This is a genomic window from Ralstonia sp. A12 (genome assembly GCF_000801955.1).
GTDB lineage: Bacteria > Pseudomonadota > Gammaproteobacteria > Burkholderiales > Burkholderiaceae > Ralstonia.
This window is the reverse complement of sequence record NZ_JSZO01000013.1, coordinates 91,407-112,913: the sequence shown is the minus strand read 5'-3', so window position 1 is coordinate 112,913 and position 21,507 is coordinate 91,407. Positions and strand designations below refer to the sequence as shown.

Below are 21,507 nucleotides of genomic sequence, written 5' to 3'. Positions count from 1 at the left end.
GAATATATCGTATACGGATAGAGAATATCGCGTATGTGTATCTAGAATGTTTGGCATGGCCCACCCGATTCACGACCCTCGCTATCAGCGGATTGCGACGCTGCTCACCGACCTGCGCAAGCAGCGCGGTTGGCTGCAGCAGGACGTTGCTGATCGGATCGGACGGCCCCAAGCCTTCGTGTCCAAGGTCGAGAGCGGCGCTCGCCGCTTGGACGTAGTTGAACTACTCGATTTTCTGCGGGTGCTGGAAGCAGACCCGCACGCGTTCATCGACACCCTTCTGGACAAGCCGATGTCGGCGTTGCCGCGCTGACGGTTAGTAGTCGTCAGGCAGCAGGACGGTCGTCACGGACCGGTCCCATTCGGTGATGATCCACACCTTCTGTCCACTCCCCAGCAAGTAGCAGGACAGCACACGCTGGCCGGTGATGGCTGCGAGGTCGTTCAGTGCGAGATCTTCGGATGAGAGATCGCCCCAGTCGCCCCGGGCGTGGCGGTTCAGCAGTTTGAAAATTGACACGTCGGCCACAGCCAAAGCGGCAATAGCGGCGGGGGTCGCCACCAGTTGCCCGAGTGGCAGGCGCGGTGGAGGCAATGCGGGTAAAGAGGGTTCTGTCATAACGCGCTCCTGAAAATGGACGAGCGCCGGCCTCCGGCGGAGCCGGATGCAGGGTCGTCGGGATTGGGGAAATTGAATGAAGAGAAAGCCGGGCGCGAAGCCCGGCTTTATGCCTGCATTGCCATCAAGTTAAGGGCACAAAAAAAGGCCGCTCCGATTTGCTGGAGCGACCTCTTTGCTTGTTTCTGACGCTGCGCTTAACTGAACCGCATTCGGCCCGAGGGCCGGTTTCTTGTTGCCTGTGGCAGCGTGCAGCGGTTAGCCCGCTGCCAGGCTGCCGTTTTCCACATGCACGCGGTCGCCTACCTGGAAGCCCGGCGCGGCCTTATACGTGAAGGTACGGGTGGCGCCGTTGTCCATGCGCACGCTGACGTTGTAGGACGTGTCGCGGTGGTAGTAATTTTCCGCTTCGTGGCCTGCATAACCACCGCCCACTGCGCCGGCGACGGTCGCCAGCGTGCGGCCATTGCCTCGGCCAACCTGATTACCCAGCAGGCCACCTACTACTGCGCCTCCAATCATGCCCAGACCGGTTTCGTTACCTTGCTGCGTGGTGATCGGCGTGACGGCGGTCACCTGACCCGCATACGGGTTGACGGCCGGGCGCGGCTGCGCATAGTCGGCGTTCGACGGTGGGTTACGTTCCGCATACGACGGTGCCGGGTGATGCACCGCGTGCCGTACCGCGTTCGGCTGTGTCGGATAGGCCGGGGCTGCTTGGCTCGGTGCAGTCTGGCCGGGCGCAGCCAGTGCCAGTGGTGCGGAGGCCGATTGCGCGGCAACGTTCGGGTTGGTACTGCCCTGCGTGGCCTTGGAGGTGGGCAGCACGCCAGTGATGGCGGCCACGGCCGTCACGCTTGCGATGATCACCGCGACGGCAGCACCGGCCATCAGCGGATGCATGCGGCGCGACTGCGGCACTTGGCCCAGCGACGCGCCGGCATATTGTTGACCCTGGGTGTTCGGTTGCATGTTGTTCATCTTCGTTCTCCCGTGACCAATGCATGTGGTCTGTTGATGGAGAAAGTTTGGTCGATCGACCGATTGGATTCCGTTTTAATTTGTGAGAATCTGTACTGCTCGATTCCGCCTACAAATCAATGGGTTGAGCGCTTTCCGGGTAAGGCGTGGAACCCTGACGATGTTACAAATGGTGGGGGTATGCGTGCGATTGGCATCTGCACTGCGCATAAGACGTGGCGTCGCCGATTGTTGGCGAAGCACCCATGGCCCGACCGACAGGTCGAGTTCGGCCATAGCCAGTCATTGGTTCCCGCGTGTGACCGAACGATCGGAGGTCCGTTCTGGAACGGAGAGCGGACACCGGCGCAAAGTCCGACCGATTCGCGGCCAAGAAAAAGGCCCACCTAGAAGTGGCGAACCATCAATCTACCGTCCTGGCAAAAACCACAACGCGCTACTCCGGGCTGCTACCGTGAGCGGGCGCCGGCAACGGATACGTCTCTTGCGGAAACCCTTTGGCACCGTAATCGGTATAGGGGCCATCGTATCCGATGAGGTGGAAAGTTAGTTGCGCAAGAAGTACGTGAACGCAATGTATGCGATCAATCATTTTCTGCTGTTGCTTCTGATCCGGTTTGTTCAGATCCTTGATCTTCGGATGAACATGCCGGTTCCGTAGCTGGCCCCAGGCCGCGACGTACTTCTTAGTTATGAAGCCGTCATGCGCAAGTGCGTGTAGAGCGTCTTGAGGTCGCGAAGCGCTGAGCCCCTTGATGAGCCCCTCCATGCGTTGCGCGACACCCTCGTACCCCAACAAAGTCGCAATATAGTCAAACATCAACTGCTGGAACGCGGCGACCTTTTTTTCGTTATCTGGGTCAGCCTTTAGCGCTACCAAACTCGCAACGGCTTCGAGCGCAACGGAGACCCCGATTGCCCAAGCATCGATCGAATTAGCACTCGATTCGCGAGCGTTGTGCAAATGGTAAGCAAGCGGATTCCAATAAGTATCCTGCGTATTTTTCAACACATAGGCCAAGTAAGCTGAAAAGAGCTTCCATCCATGCGTCCTGTACTCCCATGCTGCGAGCGCAATAGGCGGACAAAAGTGCGGCCGCAATGACGCTTGTCCCGGTGATACAAGCTCCAGCATCTGGAGTCCCGGGCTACATGTGACCCGTGCCCGGTACGTTGCTGATTTGCCCGTCATATACTGGAGCGCCTCCTGTACCCGGAGGTGAAATGACGAGTGAAGAGCGGACGCGGAAGTTGCTTCAAAAGCCGTTAGACCAGAGCCTTTTCTGACCTTCACTGTAAATTTTGCGCCGCAAGCCTCAAATTTCGTGGTGTCGAGCGTCCAACACTTTTGGCCATGCTCCTCTGCTTCGCTCATTTCGTGCAGAGGCACCTCGTGCTCTTCGAAGAAATACAGCTCCAGACAATGATGTACCTCAGGAAATTCAATCTTAGCGGTGAGCGATTGAAGTTTGCCAATCGCAATTTCAGCGGCGCCGGCCGATGCTCCCCATGAGACATTGGGATAGATTCGCGTCGCCGATACCGTTGTCCCGTCATATGTTTCGGCGGTAAGGTTGTAATGCATTTCGTCGCCATGCAACGTACCGAGTTGGTGGTTCAGCATCGTGGCGACATAGTTGTGTGGCGTCGCGTTTTCAACCTTAGTGATATACAGCTTGTAGACGAGTACGTCGTCTTCGGCTTGCCTGATGTAGCCCTTACCCTCGTAGCGCTCCCCGCCTTCTTTGTTCTGGCTGAGAACCATCCGCTTGCAGTCAAGATCGACTTTACCGCGGCGGAAATCCTCGATCATCTTGTCTATATTCACAATTTCTTTCAATATTTTTACTATGTCTAATCTGCCATCTTATTGGCAGCATCGCTCACTGCATCTTTCCACACGCGGCTCCCAACCAGTGTGGAGCGCAGGATATTTATCCCATCACAATCAGCGATGGAATTGAGCGCTATTTTTGTCGCCTCGACGAGAGGACGACCCAGCCAAGGGTTGAGGTAGATACTGTCGATTGCGCTCAAAGGAATGGGCATGTCGATGCTACTTCGCTTCTCGGTTGCGCTCTCATACACCACTCTGAATTCACATTCATCCGAGAAGCCAGCGCGTTTAACGAACGGAAGTTCATCGACGGTCGCACCACCATCATTCATCTGTCGCAACGTCCTGTATTCCACGCTCTGATGTTTTATGCCCTCATATTCGTCAAGCGCGTTCAATAATCGCCCCCTATTAAACACGATGCAAGCGCCGCCGTTGCCACCTGCAAAGACGTGCCAATGATGATAAGTCTCTGACGTTTCCGTGAAGCATAGCGCGAGGACGGTTTGCAATTTAAGCTTCTTCTTATAGACATCTAGCGAATGTGAGTCGTTGGTGTCATCCCATGTCGCCGGACTCAAGAGTGTGATCGCCTTGTTCTGCAACAGGTAAATCAGCGAGGGAATGTTTGTGTAACGTCTCAGTTTCATGTAGACCTCTTGCTGCTGAATGCGTCCTACGGTTATACCGAGTTTCCCGGCGACAGACTACGAACCACGAGGCGAACGCTCGGAAATGGAACCGGGATACTTTGCCTCAAAAAGTTGCTCCTCAAGCCAGTCGCACAGCTTTTCGACCTCGGCGACAGCGGAAAACAGCTTTTCACGATCAACGCTCACAGCCGGAGCAATCATCCATTTAAACGCATCGTTCTCGTTGGAGTCACCCTCGCCAGCAGCCTGGAGCATCTCAGCTTCGCTTTCACTGACAAAGAACAATTGCGGGTACTTTCGAATATCATCTTCGCCATGACGTATGTCGAGAGCAGTGATGTTATCGGGGTGCTGGTCCCGGTTACGCGCCAGCACAATTTGTTCAATCAGTGCCAGTCTTAGCGGGCAGGTATCCCAGAGAATTCCCGCACGTTCCGTTAGGACTCGCTGATACGCCTGAAGCCATCCTTCATTCTTTTTCTTCTTAGGGGGCTTGACACCGAGTTGATGCGCCCATGTCGTGAAGTACAGATTCAGCGATGCGGCGAGCATCGACAAGCAGGAGCGTCCCTGTATCTGGATTGCATCCTGAGCATTCAGCCATTCGGTCATGAACGCAGGTTCACCAGTTCCGATGTATTCACCCTCGTCATCATAACCATAGTCGGGCGGAACTTCGAAAGGAGCTTCTTCCGCTTCGATTTTCCGGATGATATCCAAGAATGGGGCAGTCGACTGGTCATAAAATTCGCGAATGAATCTCGTTCGCCGCTCCAAAAAATATTTTACTTCCATAGTAGCCCTTTTTTGATTGGCTTCCGCGTGGGCGGATCATCGCCCCTGCTCAAGAATGATCAGTGCCGACGGCTCATGCTGTTTGTAGCAGAGTATCAATCCGCTCGTACGCACAGACAAATCTAGTTGTGACCGGTGGTGATTGTCGGAAGAACCTTGCTGATCAACTCCAAGAGGCAAACGGCCGCTGCACACCCAATAGTGGTCGTTACACGATCATTGCCTGGAACGGCGGACACGGGTCGACTACGGCCGCCTGCGGTCGCCGGAAGCCCGCGCTTTGGGGCGCTCTGTCCCGCAGATCGGCGATGAACCATCAAGAATGTCCCGAAGAGTGCATGCCGGTGGTTCTCCCGATCAGTGCAGCGGAGTTGGGCATGTCAGTTCTGCCGAGTGAAGTAGGCATCGAGCTTTTCCTTGATCTCGCGGGCCACGCCCTGCCAGGCTTCGGCACTGATCAGTGGATTGCCCTCGAACGCCTTGCGCAACTCCTCGATCGGTGTCTGCGCGATCTTGTCGGACCACTTCGAGAGCGCATCAATCACGAACATCTGCGCCAGTGGCCCGAAGCACGAGAAGTCCATCAGCTCGCAGACAAAATCGATGTTGGTTTTGGGTTTCGGCATGGCTTTGTCCCTATGTCGGGTAGATAAGAGAAAAGAGAGCCGGGACCGAAGCCCCGGCTTATATGCCCTTAGGTTGAGTCGAGCACCACAAGCTGCCGACGCAACGCCAAGGCGCGGGCCTGTGAGCAGCCCAGGTGACGGCGGATGTCAGCCACGGTCGGGCGGACTCGTCCTGCCACGACGTCCTGTGCGAGTTGGGTCACGTCGGCGTCGGGTGGGTCGCTTGCCGGTAACGGCGTGAACGGCTCGCTAACGGGGGGGTGTCTCCCCGTCTCCACTTTGTGGCTCCCGGACTCAGGCTCGTGACTCGCCACGACTGGCGGATGACTGACCGTGACGGATACCACGTCTGGCACGGCGTCCGGGACCGGCGGCCGTGATCGCAGCGCGATCGTCCACAGCAGGCAGGCGACGCCTTCCAGTACTGCAGCAAATGCCAGCCCCGACACCAGATCGATGCGAGTGACAGTCGTACCCAGTAACACTGCCAGTCGCGCCGTGACCGGATCGGCTACCAGAGCGTCACGCCGAGCCACGGCCCGGTCATCTGCTGTCTGCTGGCGTTGGATGTCTCCGGCTTCGGCGTCCAGCGCATCGAGCTTGGCAGTCAGCGTGACTCGACGGGCTTCCAGCGTCGTGCAGTTGCCAGTACAGCGCTGTGTGTTGGCCGCCGCCAGTCGTGCAGTGACGCTGGCCCGTTCCCCCATGACCGCCGTGAGACTGCGACCAGTTGATGCGGACTCAACTACCGGAACCGCCACGGCGCGCAGGTCCCCAGCATGACGCTGAGCTAGCAGGAAGAAGCTTGCATGACCGAAACAAGCTGTCGCCATGCAAGCCAGCCACAACACGCCAGCCACCGCACGCACCCGGTATGGCGAATCACGTACCAGGGCTGGCAGCAGATGTGCGCTCGCCACCAGCACGACCCCGATAGACAACCACATCAGCCGCTCGGCCAGCGATCCGCCGCGCTGCCAGCCAGCTAGGACCGACAGGCAGATTGCGGTGCCAGTTGCCCCGATCGACAGCACCCAGCAGGACAGCCGGATCATGCGGCAGTCCCTCCTAGCAAGGCCGCCTTGCGATCCAGCTTGTCGCGCAACGTGGATGGCTTGGGCTCGCCGGGTGTGTCCGCGCTACCGGCATCGGTGCTGCCGCCCGTCGGCTCGGGAAAGAACTCTTCGGCGACGGCAGCGGCTTCCTCCGGACTGTCTTCGAAGGCGCCGTTGGCAAAGCCTGCCTTGGCCGCAGCATCCAGGGCTGCTTGATCGAACCCTGCCGCCTTGCGACGCGCATCCAGCTCGCGCGCCTCCGCAATCGTGGCTTCCAGGGTGGCTCCTTCCCGAACCGCCAGATCGACGTAGTAGATCGCGGCTCTGTAGCTCAGAGCGGTCGACTTGCCCCGCAACACCAGCCTGAGCGACAGGCAGGCCAGCAGGTTGCCGGACACTGCGTTGAAATACCGAAGCCGCGCAGCCAGCGTACGGATCGAGTTAAAGCTTGTGGTTCTGAACACGAACGACCCAAGCTCGTCGTCCGTGTCTCCGACGCTGACGTTGAGCCGCCCGTACGGCTTGCAGCCGCCAGGACCGCCGAACTGACACCCTTCCGGCGACGGACAGGGCAGGATGGCAATTCCGCCTTCTTCCACCCGCTTGCAGCGTTCGCCATTGCCGACACAGACTGGCCTCCCTGTTTCCCGGTCGAACAATGTGTACTCGGCGCGCAGGTTCAGGTCGGGATCATTGAAAAGCATCCGAACGGGGATCGATCGCAGCTTGCCCGGTGTGGCTTTGCGCAACGACTCATTGAGCGGGTGCAGTACCCACTCCCCACGCTGCTGCACTTGGGTAGTGAGTGTGAAAGCGTCGTCCTTCTCCGGCAGACGCCTGCCGTTCTTCTCGACCACGCGGCCGATAGAAATCCGCCCGATGACGGGCGGCGTTATCGCGAGTCCTTTCAACATGGGGAAACTCCGTTAGGGGTACATGAGGAAGCGGCGTGAGCCGGCTTTCGGAATGGCGTACTGCTGCGCAAGCTCGGGGTGGTCGGCAAGCAACCGTTCCAGGTCGGTGCTGGCGCTGTCCTTACTGCGTCGGAAGGTGACTTCGCCGGTATCGAACAGCGCCCGTGAGGCGTCACCCATGGCGAACTGGATAGACTGCTTAAGCTTCGCAGCGGCCACTTCCAGTGTTTCGATCTGCTCACGGACGGCAACCAGATCAGCAAAGGTTGCCGATAGCTGGCGGTCGTCCGAGAAATCCACCGTGCCGCCGCTGTCCCGTGGATAGAGGCAGCGCAGCGCCCGGTCGGCGGATTCGGAGCCGTCCCCCGGTGGTGGAGTGTCGGTTTCCACGTACCGCCAGAACTCGCCTTCCAGTTGAATCAGTCGCGCGATCAGCTCATCGTCGCGCTCGATGCGGTACACGGCCAATTGCTGTCCACACAGCAGCACGGCCACATCGGCAGCACGCTTGCCGGTGACGGCTAGCTGATGCTGCACCTGTAGCTGCACGTATTCCGGCACACCGTCCTGCCAGTGGCGGGCGCCGAACTCGCCCGCCGTCTTGCATTCCAGAATGTGGACATCGGGCACTCCAACGACTTCCCGGTCGAGATTTGCCAACATGAACGGCACTTCGGGGTGTCGCAGTACCGCGTTAACCTTGCGCACGCGCCGCCCCGTTTTCAGCGTGTAGGCGGCGGCTACGATGGGCTCAAGCATTGATCCCCAAAATACGGGCTCACTTGTGTCGTTGGGGTCGGGCTTGGGCAGATCCGCCGCACGGCCAACTTTCTCCAGCCAGAGTTCGGTTTGCGACTTGAACGGATTCAAGCCAACCGCCGCTGCGGCATCTGATCCACCGATGCCAGTTCGACGGACTTCCAGCCAGTCGGCGCGAGACAGCTCGGTCGTCTTGACCAGCTTCAATGCAGCGCGCCGGGGCCTGGGTCGGATGGGTTCGAGGGCACTCATGCAGCCTCCAAAAAGAAGAAGGCCCGGTGAGCGCACTCGACCGGGCCGGCAGATAAGGAAAGAGGGAGGGAAAGATGGCTACACCACGAGCCGGAGCGCTTCGTCCCAGGCGCGCTGCTTGATAGCCGCACCTTGCCCAAACCAGGCCGCATCACGACGGTGATCGTCGCTGCGTGCCCGGCGGTGGTGGTCGCAAAATTCAGTTACCGCATTCAGCAAGCCAAACGCTGTACCCGATGCAGACGGCAACTGCGCCCCCTTACCACGGCCAGCGTAAAGCTGCTCGACGGCCTTGATCGCCCGTTCGTTGACTGCGACTGCAGCACGATCGGACGGATTGGTGGTCGGGTAAGTCAGCACGCGCCGGAAGAAGGTTTCTGCGGCCGAATTGGTCACCTTGCGCTCAGCCAACGCCTTGGTACGGGCCATGAAGGCGTCCCAGGAAGAGACGGCGATACCGAGCTGGCGTTTCACCGCTTGGGCGTCGAACTGGCTGCGGTGCGGCACCTTGACGGCGCCAGTCCCATCACCGAGCGCAATCTGAAGCGTGTTGTTGCAGACCACGCGGATCGACGTGAACTGTGCGGTAGTTGCCAGCGTGCCATCGCAGGCCGTGGCGAGCAGTAGGTACCCATTGATCGTGTCCTTGCCCTTGAGGGTGCCGGAATGTCCGGTTTTGGCAAGCGCCCAGAACTTACGGCCTTCCTTGAGCACACCGGCAGTCTCCAGCTCGAACCCACCGACTTCAGTCAAATCCCGGTAGAAATCAAGCACCTCCAACGGTTGCACGACCTGATACCGCGCGGAAACAACAGAAAGCGGCGCTTTGGTGTCCGAGCGGTAGAGCACCTTCTGATCTGGGAAAGCGTGGATGGCACCGATGCTGGAACTGGCGTTGCCCGAGACGAAGCGGACCTCCGACGACTCGATGCGCCAGTTCATGCCGGCGCGTTCGGCCCACACTTCGATCGGTTGGTTGGGCGCGAGCTTGTTGCCGAGGCCGTGCCACGGTTGCTGGCCGGTCCAGGCCATGGACGAAACGAGATGCATATTGGGTCCTTGAAATAGAGAAGGCATAAAGCCCGACACAGGGCCGGGCGACAGAGAAACAAATCAGGGAAAAGAGAACGGGAGGCTGTTCAGCCCGGCCGGTTGGAGAAGTGGTGGCCGCAAGCGCGACAGCACCAGTTGAGAAGGACCGTGTTGTCCAAGGTCTGTCCGAGTGCCGCGCCGGTTGCGCAGCCGGCAGCGGCGCCGGCCAAGCCAGCGATGATTGCGCCGGCGATGCTGCCGCACAGCACGCCTAACGGACCACCCAGCGTGCCTGCTGCCGCACCGATCTCGGCGCCGGAGAGTGAGGCCGCGGCTGCGCTGGTGCCTCCCGCCGCCGCGCCGAGTGCGCCGCCAATGCGGCGAGCAAGATGGCGGGGCTCGGTGCGGAACGACTCGCAGGCCGGACAGGCGTAGATCAATTCGCCCGTATCGGGCCGATAGCGAGGCGGTTCAGGTTCGTGCGATGGATGTCTCGCGAATGCGTCAGGCGGCTGATGGGGGTACGGCCATTCATCATCATCGTCAGGCGGAAGCAGCGAACGATGGTCACGCATGACACGTCGCCTCCCGTCGGACCTTGCCAACGTACTTGCAGAAGCAGATCGACCACAGCACTCCGCTTAGATAAGCGAGGGCGAACGCGATCAGATATTCGAGTGGAGAAATTGGGAGCACACCGGACTCCTAAAATGAAGGAACGCCCGTGCCGGGGTTGGCGCAGACGGAGCGGTCGCGTTAGCTGTTGCTCGCTGCTGTGATATATGCGTGAAATTTTTTTGAATCGACGAACCCTTGATGCGTGCTCCAACGATCGACGCCGCATTTACTGGATGCCCCGAATCTCGATGTTGCGCCAGGCATCCCCTTGGATGGGCGGCACGGAACATGAGACTTCGTCGATAATCGAGCGTGAACAGTCCAAGTAACAGATCGAACGTGTGAATCCTAGGAAATGAAAAACCAACGCGACGTCATAGCTCAGTTACCTACTCAATTGATTGCGAAGCGCATAAGGGAAGAAGATTCCAAGGTACTCAGACGCGAAGCAGTGACACCGCTCGATCAATATCAGCACGCTGTTGTTCAGTTCGGGGACTGGATAATCAGAGAACAGCCAGTCTTGATGCTGCCCCGAGAGCTTACTGAGTTTTTGAGTCTCGATCTGCGAGATCAGGGAAATGATCTCATTGAGGAGACCCGGCAATTGAACAATCAATTTGTCGGGCGCTCCATGCGGACCGTTACAGCACTTCTGATCGCAGACATTGAATTACTGGACTTGAGTGAACGCGTCCTTCTTTGGACGGAGTCCGTGATTCGTCAGGTGGTTTATCGTTGCCGCCGGCGAATCCAAAACAATCCTTTTGAGACTTACATCGACCTCTTCGATGCTTTCGTGCGAGACATCGATACTCGGATCGCGCACGGCGATGATCGCATGTACCAACGAGTGTGGTCGGATGCGATCGACTGTATGGTCTATCTCTTGATCGAGGCGTGTTTCCTGAAATCAGGTTATGCGGCGCTGATACACGAGGACGAGCCACCACATTACCCACGCCTCGTGGGCACGGTTGTGTCAAATCCAGATCATGAAGAGGCGATTTCTCGGGATATAAATCTCTTCGGCGTGGAGCCCGTTCAGTACATCAACGAGATAATTGCAAGGCCGCTTACCAATTTTCTGGAGGCCGAGGGTTACGCAGAATCAAGAGATGACTTGCTAGATCGCTTTCACGGGTATGTGGGCGATCTACTCGAAGCATCGCCGTATCTTTGCGCTTCGGGAAGAGCTTCGCGGTATATGTTTGCGATTCCCGGTACGGCGTGTTGGGCTGCATTCCGTTTTATCGCCTCGCACGGATTCGGAGTGTTCTTTTTCTCCGACAGCGAAGAGGATATGCGACGCGATCTTGAGACAAACGCTTTTAGAGGGGCGATCAACGTCGGATTTGACGGCAGTTTCAGCTACATGATGCACCCTTGGTTGACACTCGGACGCGCCCTTGGTTCTGACGCCGCGCTGAGCATAGCGTGTTGGATGCTTGAACAGATCCACGCGCGAGTCGTCGATGACTATCTGAAGGTCGGCGTTGGCGGCCCGAAAGCTCGGACCGGCGAGTCCGAGCTTGCCGTTACATCGGATGAGCCCGATTCCGATCAACTGGTCGCCAACGAGATTGCGATCTATGCGTCGTGGGTACGCGAAGCCCAAGCCGAAGATGAGCTTGCCAGCGATTTGACGCCAACCGTAGACCGAGATTCCCATATCGACCCTGCGGCTGCAAAGACGCGCCTACCGCAGATAAGACGGAGTCGTTTCTTCAAGCTCTTACGAGCATGCGACGTCGAGATTGTGCAGGGAAAGGGCTCTGAGAAGAAGCTGTTGAGAGGGGGCGCTCATCCATTTAGGCTTGGTAGCCACTATGGCCCGAATCCGACTATTCCGTCATTTCTCGCCGGTCAAATACTTCGTCGACTCAATATAACCCACGAGGAGTGGATGTCTGCAATCGTGAGTGTTAAGGCTATTAAGGCGTAAGCATATCGGACCGTTCGCGTGACTCCCCACTCATGCCGTCGATGATGCCAGTTGCCATCATACGTCCGCCTACTGAGCACAGACTCATCAGGACCGTCATCGACGCGACTCTCACGACGGCTGCTAAAATCGTCCGCGCCAAAACTGCCCCCTTCCATCATCATGCAGTACCGCGTCGCCTATGAGCATAGCCTGCAAGATGCACCGGACGACTTCATCGTCCAAGTACCATCGCAGCTTGTCGACGGCATCCCCGCGGACACTCCCCGAGCGCTACTGCCGGAGTACATCACAGACCTGATCTTGAAGCGCTCACCGCAGATCGCGAAGATTCGCAACCTGCGGCTGCTCTAAACCGGCCGATACTTTCGCACCTAGTCAGTCGAGCTTGGCACGCTTCAGTTCCGCCGGCAGGTAACCGCTCCTGGAAAGAAATGCACCACGCGCGCCGCTCAACCTAAGACCCTTACCCACGGGCTGCGCCAACCACTACAATCACCTAGCCTACAGATCGAAGCTGGCCTCACAGGGGCGAACGACTGGAATGCAGACGATTTATACCAACGAGCATCTGCGCAGAGCGTTGTACTCCATATACACCGCGCAATTTCATGCCATTCGGTCCTACCCTGAAGGATTCACCAAAGCCGACGCGACGCGGATGCTTACCAGCCTTATGGGGGCACGCCCGTGGTCTTGGCGGGTAGTCGGCGTCACCCGGGCAGCGCTGGATCTGTTTGCTGCAAATGACTTCAAGCGCCCGCCACACCAGCTACAGCGCGGGCACAAGCAAGACCGGTCAAGCACCGCGCAAGCGCTGTACCTGGACATCGCCGAACCAATGACGTTGGTTCAGTTCTTTGAGTTCTTTCTTGACCGAGATATGACGGTCATCATGACCAACGAGGAAAACAAGCACAGGCCGGATGGTGCATTCCCCGACTATCTCAGCATTGATCCCATGCTTGGACTGTTTCCAAGTGGAACCTTGGTGGGCTGGCAGCACCGCAAACAAGAGATCAAATTCTTACGCGAACTTCATGCAGCGCAGTCGCCAAGGTAATCCTTGGTGGGATATGCTGTATGTCGCGGTATCGATAACCACAGGAAACCATGGCTACCTATAAAGAACTACTCGCTCAGAAACAAAAGTTGGAAGAACAGCTTGAAGGTGCCCGCCTCAAAGAGCTTGAACAGGTCATTGCTCAGGTCAAACAGATTGTGGCCGACTATGGGCTGACGGCAGAAGACATTGGCTTGTCATCGAAGGTCAAAGCAAAGGCTCGCCGCACCGTTGCGCCGAAATACCAAGACCCGAAGACGGGTGCGACCTGGACGGGTCGTGGTCGTGCACCAGCATGGATTGCCGGCAAGAACCTTGATCGCTTTCTGATCGCGTAGCCCAGAGAAACGCTGCACGAAGCCCGCTCCGGCGGATTCAAAACGAATAGGAAAGTCGATGGGCTTACCTTCGACACGCAGCGTTTCTTGATCTCATTCAATCCGGCGACATTGGCGCGTACGCCGCCACCACTGTAGCGCTCAGCATGCTCGTGAACACGGTTCTGAGTGGAGATCGCGCCGCCGCCGCGGTTCAGTCACCGAGAGGTGCCCACTACGGCACGTCAGCGTGATGCAGAGTTCACCGAAAGCCAGGCGCTAGCCTGGTTCTGAAGCGCTCCCGACCGTGGTCAGCGATCACGCCCTCAAGGAACATCTTTTCCGAATACCAGTGCCCGCATTGCAGCGAGGTCTCCGGCCAGACAAGCCGGTGGAGAACGACTATATCGAGAGCTTAAACGGGTGATTCCGCGAGGAACGCCCGAACGCGCACTGGCTACTGCGCTGCCTGCAGCTCATCTACAAGCTGATCCTTCGTTGATTGGTTAAAGAGATCGCGCCGAAACCTTAGTTGCTTCAAAAGAAAGGCATTGGCAAGCTCGAACGAGTCAAGGAGGGTGTACCAGTTCAGTACGTAGCGCTTCATGCGAGGGTCGTCACTTACGAGCCCGAGTTCCCCCCGAGAAATTTGCCCACGCATACGACTCTCAATCTCGGTATCCGCGGCTGATATTTTTCTGCCGACCAAGATCAACTCAAAATGCATCCTTTCGCTTCCGAATTCAGGATATCTCTTGATGATATTCGCGTAATCGTCGAGCTGACGTAGATGCTTGATGTTAAGGGCTATACCAGGACGCTTGATTTCGATGATAACGCAGCGATAAACCTGCTTACCGTCAGGAGCGATCGTAGGGATACGACGTGCAAGAAAGAGATCTGTCTGACGTTGCGCACCAGTAATATCGGCTACCTCATCATCGACATCCTCCGGGCCGACGTTTTCGATCTGTGGAATCTTATTGCGCAGTTCCTTCGCGATCTTCGTAAATGTGTCCTCCTCCGCTCCAAGCGTCTCGTACCCTGGCCCAAACAGCCACGTGTTGTTCTCGATAATCTTCTGCAGATCCGGAGTCTCCAGAACCTCGCGATAGTGATCGTTCATCAGCGTTCGAAGCTTCGACGCCGCGGCGTGACGACGTTGTAAGATTTCAATAGTCGCTATGATGTTCTCCAGCGTTGTCTGCTGGAGTTGATCCGCAAGCGATTTCACGGCGCCGTCGTCCAGATCCAGCACGCTATTGAGCACATCAAAGAGTGAGTCGTTCTCGTTGGAGACCGCCAAACGATCTAGCAGTCTGATAATGATCTTTCGCTGCTTCTTGCTGGCCGCATTGAATATCGAAGGGTCGGCGACATAGATAGACGTGACGAGCTGCTTCGCATTGTTTAGGCGCCACGAACGCTCTTCTGGAGGCAACTCGGCATACGTTGGGAACAGTCCGTCTTCGACGTACTTCTCGACTTTCACCTCAGCTTGCTTGCGCAGAAACTGGTCGTACAGCATCTGTGCCAACTCGCCTACCTGCCGCAAAAGCTTCTTCCACTCCGGAGCATTGGTCGTATGAGCCTCAGGTCGAAGCAGATCCTGGTCAGAAGCAAACGTGTCTGCCCACGGTGAGCTGATATAGATGCTCGTGAAGAAGCCCGCCTTATTGTTGAGCGCGCTGAGCTGCTTGTAGACGATTTTCCCCGTGGAATCCAGTAGATAGGTGTATGACTTCTCCGAGCTAGGTCTCTCGTCCCAGCGAATCACCTGCACATCAAACTCGTGCGACCCAGTCCAGAAACTACGCTCCGAAATCTCGTGCTTTGGAACAGGGATGGGCTGTCCATTCAACTTCAGTGTCTTCGACGAGTGCAACGCAAGAAACCAGCCGAATTCAATCGCTAACTTTGCACGTAGCTCGTCCGCGTCGGGCAGCTCACAGGAAAACTCCGACAACTCAACCAAAGTACCTTTTGTTTGCTGACGCAACTCCGGACATTGGGCTTCATCGGAAACGAAACCGGCTTGGTAATCCTTAATCGTTGTGGCATCGATAGCGATTCGTGCCTGACCAGCAGCGGATTTAGAGTGCCAGGTAGCGAAGCGACAAATGCGATGGAAGGAGAGACGTCCGCGACCATGCGCGCCATGTTGTGCTGCATCTTCACGCTTATGGGAGTCGTTAAACCGGCCAAACGTCTGCTTCAGCGCCGTCGGATCAATTCCGTCGCCGTCGTCCAGCACGGCGACTGTAGTCAAGGCGTGGAGGCTATTGAGTTGAGCGTCTACCGTGACAACGTCGGCCTTCGCGTCGAATCCATTCCAAACGAGCTCGAACAACGGTTGCCACGGCTCGATACTTTTGAAATGTTTTTTTATGCCCTCGTTGCCAATCTCTGTCGTACCGGAGATATCGATATTTTTGGTCATGGTGGCAATATGTGTTTTCAATGCCCAGCATGCGATGCCGCGCCCCACTGTCATGAGCAAACCGCAAACTCAATCCGACAAATATTGACGTCCTTGAATTGACGTCCTTGACGCCAACCCCGACTGACGCCATGGTGATCAGCCACTTGACTGATTGGCGAGTATTGTAGGCGGTCGTTGGACCAGTCAGTTACTCGCCCCAGTAAACGTCCACTTTCTGCGCAAGATGCCCCGCAAGAATGTAATCCCCAGACACTGCAGTCTTGGCTTCTAGTCTCTCCAGCTCGCCTGCCAGTAAGGTGCCCAGGTCAAACTGGCAGTAGAGGTTGCGCTGGCGGAACGTCGACTTCGGGCGCGAGAGACCCGCAACTAACGCCGCCAGCGATCGGACGGCGATATTTTCCTGACCGCGAAACTCAACGCGAACCCCTGACTTCTGGCCCATGCGACCCAGCTCGACGGCATCCTGCCAGCCCGCTTCGTAGTCCAGTTCTACGACCGCGATTCCGTCCATGCTCAGCAGCCGCAGCGCTTCTTCTCGCGTACCGGCACGCGCTGTTGTCATCTTGTCCTCTATTACCTTCGTGAGCGCCAGGACACCCGGCGTTGAGCTTGCCCTCTTGTACCAGGGAGAACCGTTGGCGAGCCAAGGGCAGTTGTTCAGGATGGAGCGCGAGCGTTCAACTTCTCGATCCCTCGCCCCAAGAATAGCGTGAGCGACAAAAATGCGGTGGGTATCCAGACCCAGTACAACTCTGATGCCATGACGGTGACGCCACGGTTCCCCATGAACCGGGATATACCGAGTGGCGATACGGCGATGGGACGGAACGGAAAGAACCAGCGATGCTCACTGAGCGGCCACAGAAGCACCACGCCCATTCCGCCATTGGTACAGGCATCAAGCAGGGGATGGGACAGCGTGGAGAGCCCAACAAAGATTGCGCTGCGCCATGCGGTGGTGCTCAACGGCCTATGGGCTAGCGCTGCCACGAGAGCGAGACCCAGTGCAAACGCGATCGAATGCGTGGCTCCACGATGGCCGAAAGCGTCTTGATACCGGATACCCAGCTTGAGAGCGGCAACGTCGAGATCCGGCAGCATCGCCGCAACGGCACCGGCAAATAGAAGCCGACCACTGATGCACCGGCGCCCAGCAGCCGCCCCGAGCATCAGGGGCACGGCCGCATGTGTGATGATAGATGGCATGGTGGCCTACCTACTAAATCCGCCCGAGCGACCCTGGACCTATTGGGCCGGCACCACCATGTGTATTAGCTGACGTTCATTGTTCGTAATCGTCTGGTCGAAAGCGAACCTGTGCTCAGGAAGTCCACCAACGAAGTCATGCGTACCCGTCTGATAGAAGTTCCGAAGAATGAACTCGGTAAACCAGCGAGGCGTCAAGCCAGCAGAGACAGGTATGCGACACCCTCGCACGTCACCCAAAGTCAGGTGCGAAAAGGGATGCTGGACATCCTTGGCAGCCTTGACGTCGAAATCAAATCGTAGAGGGAACGGCACAATTCGCCGCGAGACGATCTCTAGGAACAGATCGTCACGCATATACGCCTCTGGATCTTCTTGAAACGCGCGAAGGCTCGGAGATGGGTAGTACGCCAAGCGGTGCTTGACGAGTTGATCGCCGTTGAAGCGGTACATCAATTGAAGCAAGCCGCCATCGATCAATTTAACGCTGTACGACCGCTTCTCAGATAGCTCTTGATGGATATCGGTGTAGTCGATCTCACCCATGGCGATCGACACATGCTCCGCACCGTCAAACGAAATTTCCCATTCTGTCGCCGAGATTGAGCGTAGCACCGGGAAGTTTTGGTCATCCGCGATGCCACGCTCGATCAACGATGCGAGTATCGCCCCAAGGTCATCTTTGACAGCCCGCGGAGCCTTAGGAGGCATCATTCTTTGCCTCCAAGCGCCTGAATCAGTTTTTGCTTGGTCTCAGCATCAAGGTCATCTGGGGTGATGTCGCCTCGACGCAAGGAAGCCAACAACTCGGCTGCTCGCCCCTTGCCTTGCTCAAAGCGCTGCTTTTCGTGAGGCGACTGATCGCGGTAAGCAATCCGCAATTTCCCAAGGATAGCGTCGGTTGGATAAGTGAAGCCCAAGCGGAAATCCTGCTGCTTTAGCCGCTCAAACTCTTCTGTCAACCTAGCCATCCCCTGGCCATAGCCAACAACTCGCACCCAAGCCTTGCTGCGAGTGACCGCAGTAAACAGCCTGTTGCGTAGATTGGCTAAGCCTGGGCCAGTGGTGTCACAGTCCTGCGCATTGATCACGTAAACCATGCCGGCCTCGTTACCCTTCGCCCGGAAAATGCCAGTAAAAGTGACCGATGGGGTTTCCGTCTTGAAGAACACATCGGCCAGGGTATCGACGCCCGCAAGATGGCTCTGAATTTTGCGCTCAAAGAGAGTCTTGCGAATCGGCCCGAGGCGCTCGCGGGCAGAAATCGGGTCAGAATGAATGACAATGATGTCGTCGTGCCGCAGTTCGTCTTCTTCGATGTTGCGCTGGATCTCGTCGACCAGCCATGCATTCTGCTCGGCCTCGTTTTGAAACTGTCGAAACGACACGAGATCGTCGATCGGGGAATGACTGGACAAGAACTCAGGGCTGGTTTCGTTCGTACGCTCAAGAACGACAGGTTGTCCCTTTGCCAATCCCCCTTCGCGGACCTTGTAGCCAATCTCTTCCCACAAAGCCGGTTGGTCGAACATTTGTACCAACCCGGTTTCAGCGCTCGCAGGCGGTTCGCGATAGATACCAAAACCTAGAGCATGCGCCGTAACCAGCACCGGCCGTGAATTCCGGTAGCACTTTTGCAGGATGACATCCCTACTTGGGTCCTCGTCCAGAGACACGAGTGGACGCCCGCTTGCATCCGCGCCAAAAATCTCCTCTGGCGGCGGCAGAGAAGTGCCTGAGAGGTTTTGTAGCTCATCGTAGGCGTAGACCAGGCGTTTGGGCGTCCTAAGCATCGCATAGCAGAGACGCAAGAAACTTGGCGCAAAATCCTGCGCCTCGTCGACCAATACTGCGTCGTAAAGGTCTGTCGAGGAAGTCGCTCCTGCCAGAGCCATTCGACAGACGCCATCAAACGCCTTGTCATTGCCTCCGAAGCGATTGCTGGCAGAGCGGAAATCGTAAAACTCCTGGCCAGTAGCACGGCAGAATTCGTAGTAGACCCCATCGCGCTCATAGCCGCCCGGTGCGCCCCAGGCATTGATGATGCGAATCTTGGTCCAGTCAGGTTCCTCGCCACTCTGCTCGATACAGAAATTGTTGATCAGCCGCTTGAACTGGGCTTTCAGCGAACGAGTGTGGAACGTGACGGCAATACGCCAGTCTGGATGTTGCGTGTGAAGGTAGGCCGCCTTCAGCGCAAGTACGATCGTCTTGCCAGAGCCGGCCAAACCTCGGATACGTTGCACTCCGTCGACAGTCTCAATGACAGCCCGATTTTGACGATGGTCGAGTGTGGCGATAGAGTCTTCTAGCTTCTTCAGCCTGGCTCCCCGAGAGTCCGCCTTAGTGACCTCCCGTTTGGAACGGCTCTTGCGGATCGATGACAGGCTTTCCACCGCTGACAGCGTCAGGCGATACAGATCATCACCGACCTCATCTCCCCATGAGAAATCGTCAAGAACGCTCGACAGGTTCTTCTCATTGACAAGCGGATAGCCATCAACGGCAACGCGATCTACGTTGTCTACAGCCGGTGCAAACGTAATGACTTGGAGACTCGGAATGAGCCGGCGCCCCTTGACGAGTTCCTTGTGCAGCTTGAGCTTGGCTTCGATCTTGTTGGCTAGGTCGTCTTGGCGCGCAGCGTAGTCGCCAACATCCGTCCCTTCTATCAGATCGAACAACACGACGCCCTTTTCGGGGCTGACCAATGTCGCATCGAGGAAATACTTGCCTTCTGGCGTAGCGATCAACGGATACCCAAAAAAACACTCTCCCGCGATCTTGCCGACCTTGGACAAAGCCTCTTGCAACGCCTGCGTGGCGACGGGCTTTCCGTTCGCGCCTCGCGTGAAGTTGACCGTCGTCATGTCAATAGCCACCCATCCGTTTGAACCCGTTAGCCGTCTCCGCACTCTTTCCGAGTACCGACTTGAAAGCACCATCAGCGGTGCGCAAACAGCGCATGTGCGGACAATCTCTGCAACCTACTTCCGAACCTGCAACATTATCTCACCGACGCACGCTAGCTCAGCTTCCACACGAGGACGCCCCGCTCTCGTCTTCTTTGGCACCTATCCCGTGCTGAACAGGTGCATGAGTTCGCCTCCTTGATCAACAAGTGCTCGTTGAAGGCATAGCAATCTCACACCTCTACTCATTCGAGTATTTTTTTACTCCATCTCAGATGGTATGAGATGAGTAGTAGTGGGAATTGATAGAAGGGATTGAGATCACTCGCAGAGAGGAGCTGTAGGCGTGCATCGATTGTAGTCATCCTGGCCCACCAGAACACATGGGGGGAATAAGGACGCGCACTTAACCTTTCTATCAGAAAGCACAGAATCCTCGGCATTGCCCATCTCGCACATGGCCAGCGAAGAGCTTCTTCGTTGGTCTTTTTTGTTTGTCCACGAGAAAGGGTAGTCTGACCATGGCAAGTTTCCACCACACCATCAAGAGCGGCAAAAAGGGAACAGCGGCGAATCACGCAACCTACATCACAAGGCAGGGTAAGCACAGTCAGCGCGAAGACTTGGTCTGTACCGGGCACGGCAACATGCCAGCATGGGCGCAGAACAGTCCATCCGCATTCTGGAGAGCGGGAGACAAGTATGAGCGCGCGAATGGTGCGGTTTATCGCGAACACGAAATCGCGCTGCCTGACGAACTGACGCGCGAGCAGCAGCAGGAACTGGCAAACGACCTCGTCAAATCGCTGGTGGGTGAAAAGCCTTATCAGTTTGCCATGCATGCGCCGAAGTCAGCGCTCGAAGGCACATCCAATACCCACCTTCACCTGATGTTTTCCGATCGAATGGACGACGGAGTTGAGCGTTCCGATCAACAGACATTCCGCCGCTACAACGCGGCGAATCCCGAGCAAGGAGGCCGCAGAAAAGATAGTGGCGGCAAGAACCGGCTCGCGTTGCGAGATGAGGTCATTGAGATCCGCAAGAAGTGCGCCGAGCTGCAAAATGCTGCCTTGAATAAGTACGGTCATGCCGCTCGCGTTGATCACCGCACGTTGAAGGAGCAGGGAGTTGAACGCCAGCCGGAACGCCATCTGGGTCCAGCGCGTATCAGCAACATGTCACCTGAAGACAAAGCGCAGTACGTCGCGAGTCGATCGACGTTGCAGCAACGCCCCAGTCAGGGTCCAGCCGATGAACATGACCGGAGTCAGTCATCGCTTTAGCATGCACGCCTGACAAACCTTAGCGTCCTCTTGGGACTATCGAGTTGGCTCAATGTTCTGCGAAAAAAAAAAACAGCAGTACGCGTCAAGCTGCAGCCAATCGGGACGCAGTACGTCTTCGGCAAAATTTCGTGCAAATGTTTCGCCACACGAAGAAGAACTCAGCCAACTCTTTTTTTGCGACTTTCGCGCGA

General features: G+C 56.9%; 23 protein-coding genes. 6 read left to right on the top strand and 17 right to left on the bottom strand.

The window, feature by feature from the left end; translation table 11 throughout:
- Nucleotides 1–55 precede the first annotated feature (55 nt).
- The gene (locus PI87_RS16490; protein ID WP_029240340.1) at nucleotides 56–313 is read left to right on the top strand and encodes a helix-turn-helix domain-containing protein; all 258 of its coding nucleotides are present in this window, start codon (nucleotides 56–58) and stop codon (nucleotides 311–313) included.
- A gap of 3 nt (nucleotides 314–316) precedes the next feature.
- On the opposite strand, the gene PI87_RS16485 is transcribed toward PI87_RS16490, so the two are convergent.
- The 12 genes from PI87_RS16485 to PI87_RS29850 all read right to left on the bottom strand — a co-directional run bounded on the left by PI87_RS16485 (nucleotide 317) and on the right by PI87_RS29850 (nucleotide 10,094).
- Entirely contained in the window at nucleotides 317–619 is a 303-nt protein-coding gene (locus PI87_RS16485; RefSeq protein ID WP_039598798.1) for a hypothetical protein, read from the bottom strand.
- Nucleotides 620–877: 258 nt separating this feature from the next.
- Nucleotides 878–1,600, bottom strand: a complete 723-nt coding sequence (locus PI87_RS16480) for a glycine zipper 2TM domain-containing protein (protein ID WP_039598797.1) — start codon at nucleotides 1,598–1,600, stop codon at nucleotides 878–880.
- Between the two features lie 436 nt (nucleotides 1,601–2,036).
- A complete protein-coding gene (locus tag PI87_RS16475) occupies nucleotides 2,037–3,413 on the bottom strand; it encodes a hypothetical protein (protein WP_157003157.1) in 1,377 nt (458 codons plus the stop codon).
- A 41-nt stretch (nucleotides 3,414–3,454) separates the two neighbouring features.
- Nucleotides 3,455–4,087 carry a DUF2971 domain-containing protein gene (locus PI87_RS16470; protein ID WP_039598795.1) on the bottom strand — a complete coding sequence of 211 codons (633 nt, stop codon included), beginning with the start codon at nucleotides 4,085–4,087 and terminating at the stop codon, nucleotides 3,455–3,457.
- 57 nt (nucleotides 4,088–4,144) lie between these two features.
- On the bottom strand, nucleotides 4,145–4,885 hold the full coding sequence (locus tag PI87_RS16465) for a hypothetical protein (protein WP_039598794.1): 741 nt from the start codon (nucleotides 4,883–4,885) through the stop codon (nucleotides 4,145–4,147).
- A 380-nt stretch (nucleotides 4,886–5,265) separates the two neighbouring features.
- Complete coding sequence (locus tag PI87_RS16460; protein ID WP_039598793.1) at nucleotides 5,266–5,511, bottom strand: hypothetical protein; 246 nt, start codon at nucleotides 5,509–5,511, stop codon at nucleotides 5,266–5,268.
- Between the two features lie 68 nt (nucleotides 5,512–5,579).
- Nucleotides 5,580–6,566, bottom strand: a complete 987-nt coding sequence (locus PI87_RS16455) for a hypothetical protein (RefSeq protein WP_039598792.1) — start codon at nucleotides 6,564–6,566, stop codon at nucleotides 5,580–5,582.
- Nucleotides 6,563–7,480, bottom strand: a complete 918-nt coding sequence (locus PI87_RS16450; RefSeq protein ID WP_039598791.1) for a recombination directionality factor — start codon at nucleotides 7,478–7,480, stop codon at nucleotides 6,563–6,565. The genes PI87_RS16455 and PI87_RS16450 overlap by 4 nt, the downstream gene beginning before the upstream one ends.
- Nucleotides 7,481–7,492: 12 nt before the next feature.
- Complete coding sequence (locus tag PI87_RS16445; RefSeq protein WP_039598790.1) at nucleotides 7,493–8,491, bottom strand: YqaJ viral recombinase family nuclease; 999 nt, start codon at nucleotides 8,489–8,491, stop codon at nucleotides 7,493–7,495.
- 78 nt (nucleotides 8,492–8,569) lie between these two features.
- Nucleotides 8,570–9,541, bottom strand: a complete 972-nt coding sequence (locus tag PI87_RS16440) for a DUF932 domain-containing protein (RefSeq protein WP_039598789.1) — start codon at nucleotides 9,539–9,541, stop codon at nucleotides 8,570–8,572.
- A gap of 89 nt (nucleotides 9,542–9,630) precedes the next feature.
- The gene (locus PI87_RS16435; protein WP_039598883.1) at nucleotides 9,631–9,963 is read right to left on the bottom strand and encodes a hypothetical protein; all 333 of its coding nucleotides are present in this window, start codon (nucleotides 9,961–9,963) and stop codon (nucleotides 9,631–9,633) included.
- Entirely contained in the window at nucleotides 9,960–10,094 is a 135-nt protein-coding gene (locus tag PI87_RS29850; RefSeq protein WP_269746647.1) for a hypothetical protein, read from the bottom strand. Before PI87_RS29850 ends, PI87_RS16435 begins: the two co-directional genes overlap by 4 nt.
- Before the next feature lie 402 nt (nucleotides 10,095–10,496).
- On the opposite strand from PI87_RS29850, the gene PI87_RS16430 reads away from it, so the two are divergent.
- From PI87_RS16430 to PI87_RS16415, 4 genes are all read left to right on the top strand, one after another.
- On the top strand, nucleotides 10,497–12,086 hold the full coding sequence (locus tag PI87_RS16430; RefSeq protein WP_039598788.1) for a hypothetical protein: 1,590 nt from the start codon (nucleotides 10,497–10,499) through the stop codon (nucleotides 12,084–12,086).
- A gap of 162 nt (nucleotides 12,087–12,248) precedes the next feature.
- Complete coding sequence (locus PI87_RS16425) at nucleotides 12,249–12,440, top strand: hypothetical protein (RefSeq protein WP_039598787.1); 192 nt, start codon at nucleotides 12,249–12,251, stop codon at nucleotides 12,438–12,440.
- A 190-nt stretch (nucleotides 12,441–12,630) separates the two neighbouring features.
- Entirely contained in the window at nucleotides 12,631–13,149 is a 519-nt protein-coding gene (locus PI87_RS16420) for a hypothetical protein (protein ID WP_039598786.1), read from the top strand.
- A gap of 50 nt (nucleotides 13,150–13,199) precedes the next feature.
- Complete coding sequence (locus tag PI87_RS16415) at nucleotides 13,200–13,487, top strand: H-NS histone family protein (RefSeq protein WP_039598785.1); 288 nt, start codon at nucleotides 13,200–13,202, stop codon at nucleotides 13,485–13,487.
- Nucleotides 13,488–13,923: 436 nt separating this feature from the next.
- Here the strand turns inward: PI87_RS16415 and PI87_RS16410 are convergent, their stop codons facing one another.
- The 5 genes from PI87_RS16410 to PI87_RS16390 form a co-directional block, all read right to left on the bottom strand.
- Nucleotides 13,924–15,960: an ATP-binding protein gene (locus tag PI87_RS16410; RefSeq protein WP_232314011.1), complete on the bottom strand. Its 2,037-nt coding sequence runs from the start codon at nucleotides 15,958–15,960 to the stop codon at nucleotides 13,924–13,926.
- Nucleotides 15,961–16,096: 136 nt separating this feature from the next.
- On the bottom strand, nucleotides 16,097–16,471 hold the full coding sequence (locus PI87_RS16405) for a hypothetical protein (protein ID WP_039598783.1): 375 nt from the start codon (nucleotides 16,469–16,471) through the stop codon (nucleotides 16,097–16,099).
- 95 nt (nucleotides 16,472–16,566) lie between these two features.
- Nucleotides 16,567–17,115, bottom strand: a complete 549-nt coding sequence (locus PI87_RS16400) for a metal-dependent hydrolase (protein ID WP_039598782.1) — start codon at nucleotides 17,113–17,115, stop codon at nucleotides 16,567–16,569.
- Between the two features lie 39 nt (nucleotides 17,116–17,154).
- The gene (locus PI87_RS16395) at nucleotides 17,155–17,829 is read right to left on the bottom strand and encodes a DUF2290 domain-containing protein (RefSeq protein WP_084209985.1); all 675 of its coding nucleotides are present in this window, start codon (nucleotides 17,827–17,829) and stop codon (nucleotides 17,155–17,157) included.
- Entirely contained in the window at nucleotides 17,826–19,985 is a 2,160-nt protein-coding gene (locus PI87_RS16390) for a DEAD/DEAH box helicase (RefSeq protein ID WP_039598781.1), read from the bottom strand. The genes PI87_RS16395 and PI87_RS16390 overlap by 4 nt, the downstream gene beginning before the upstream one ends.
- 563 nt (nucleotides 19,986–20,548) lie before the next feature.
- Between PI87_RS16390 and PI87_RS16385 the strand changes: the two genes are divergently transcribed.
- The gene (locus tag PI87_RS16385; protein WP_052321571.1) at nucleotides 20,549–21,313 is read left to right on the top strand and encodes a MobA/MobL family protein; all 765 of its coding nucleotides are present in this window, start codon (nucleotides 20,549–20,551) and stop codon (nucleotides 21,311–21,313) included.
- Nucleotides 21,314–21,507 lie beyond the last annotated feature (194 nt).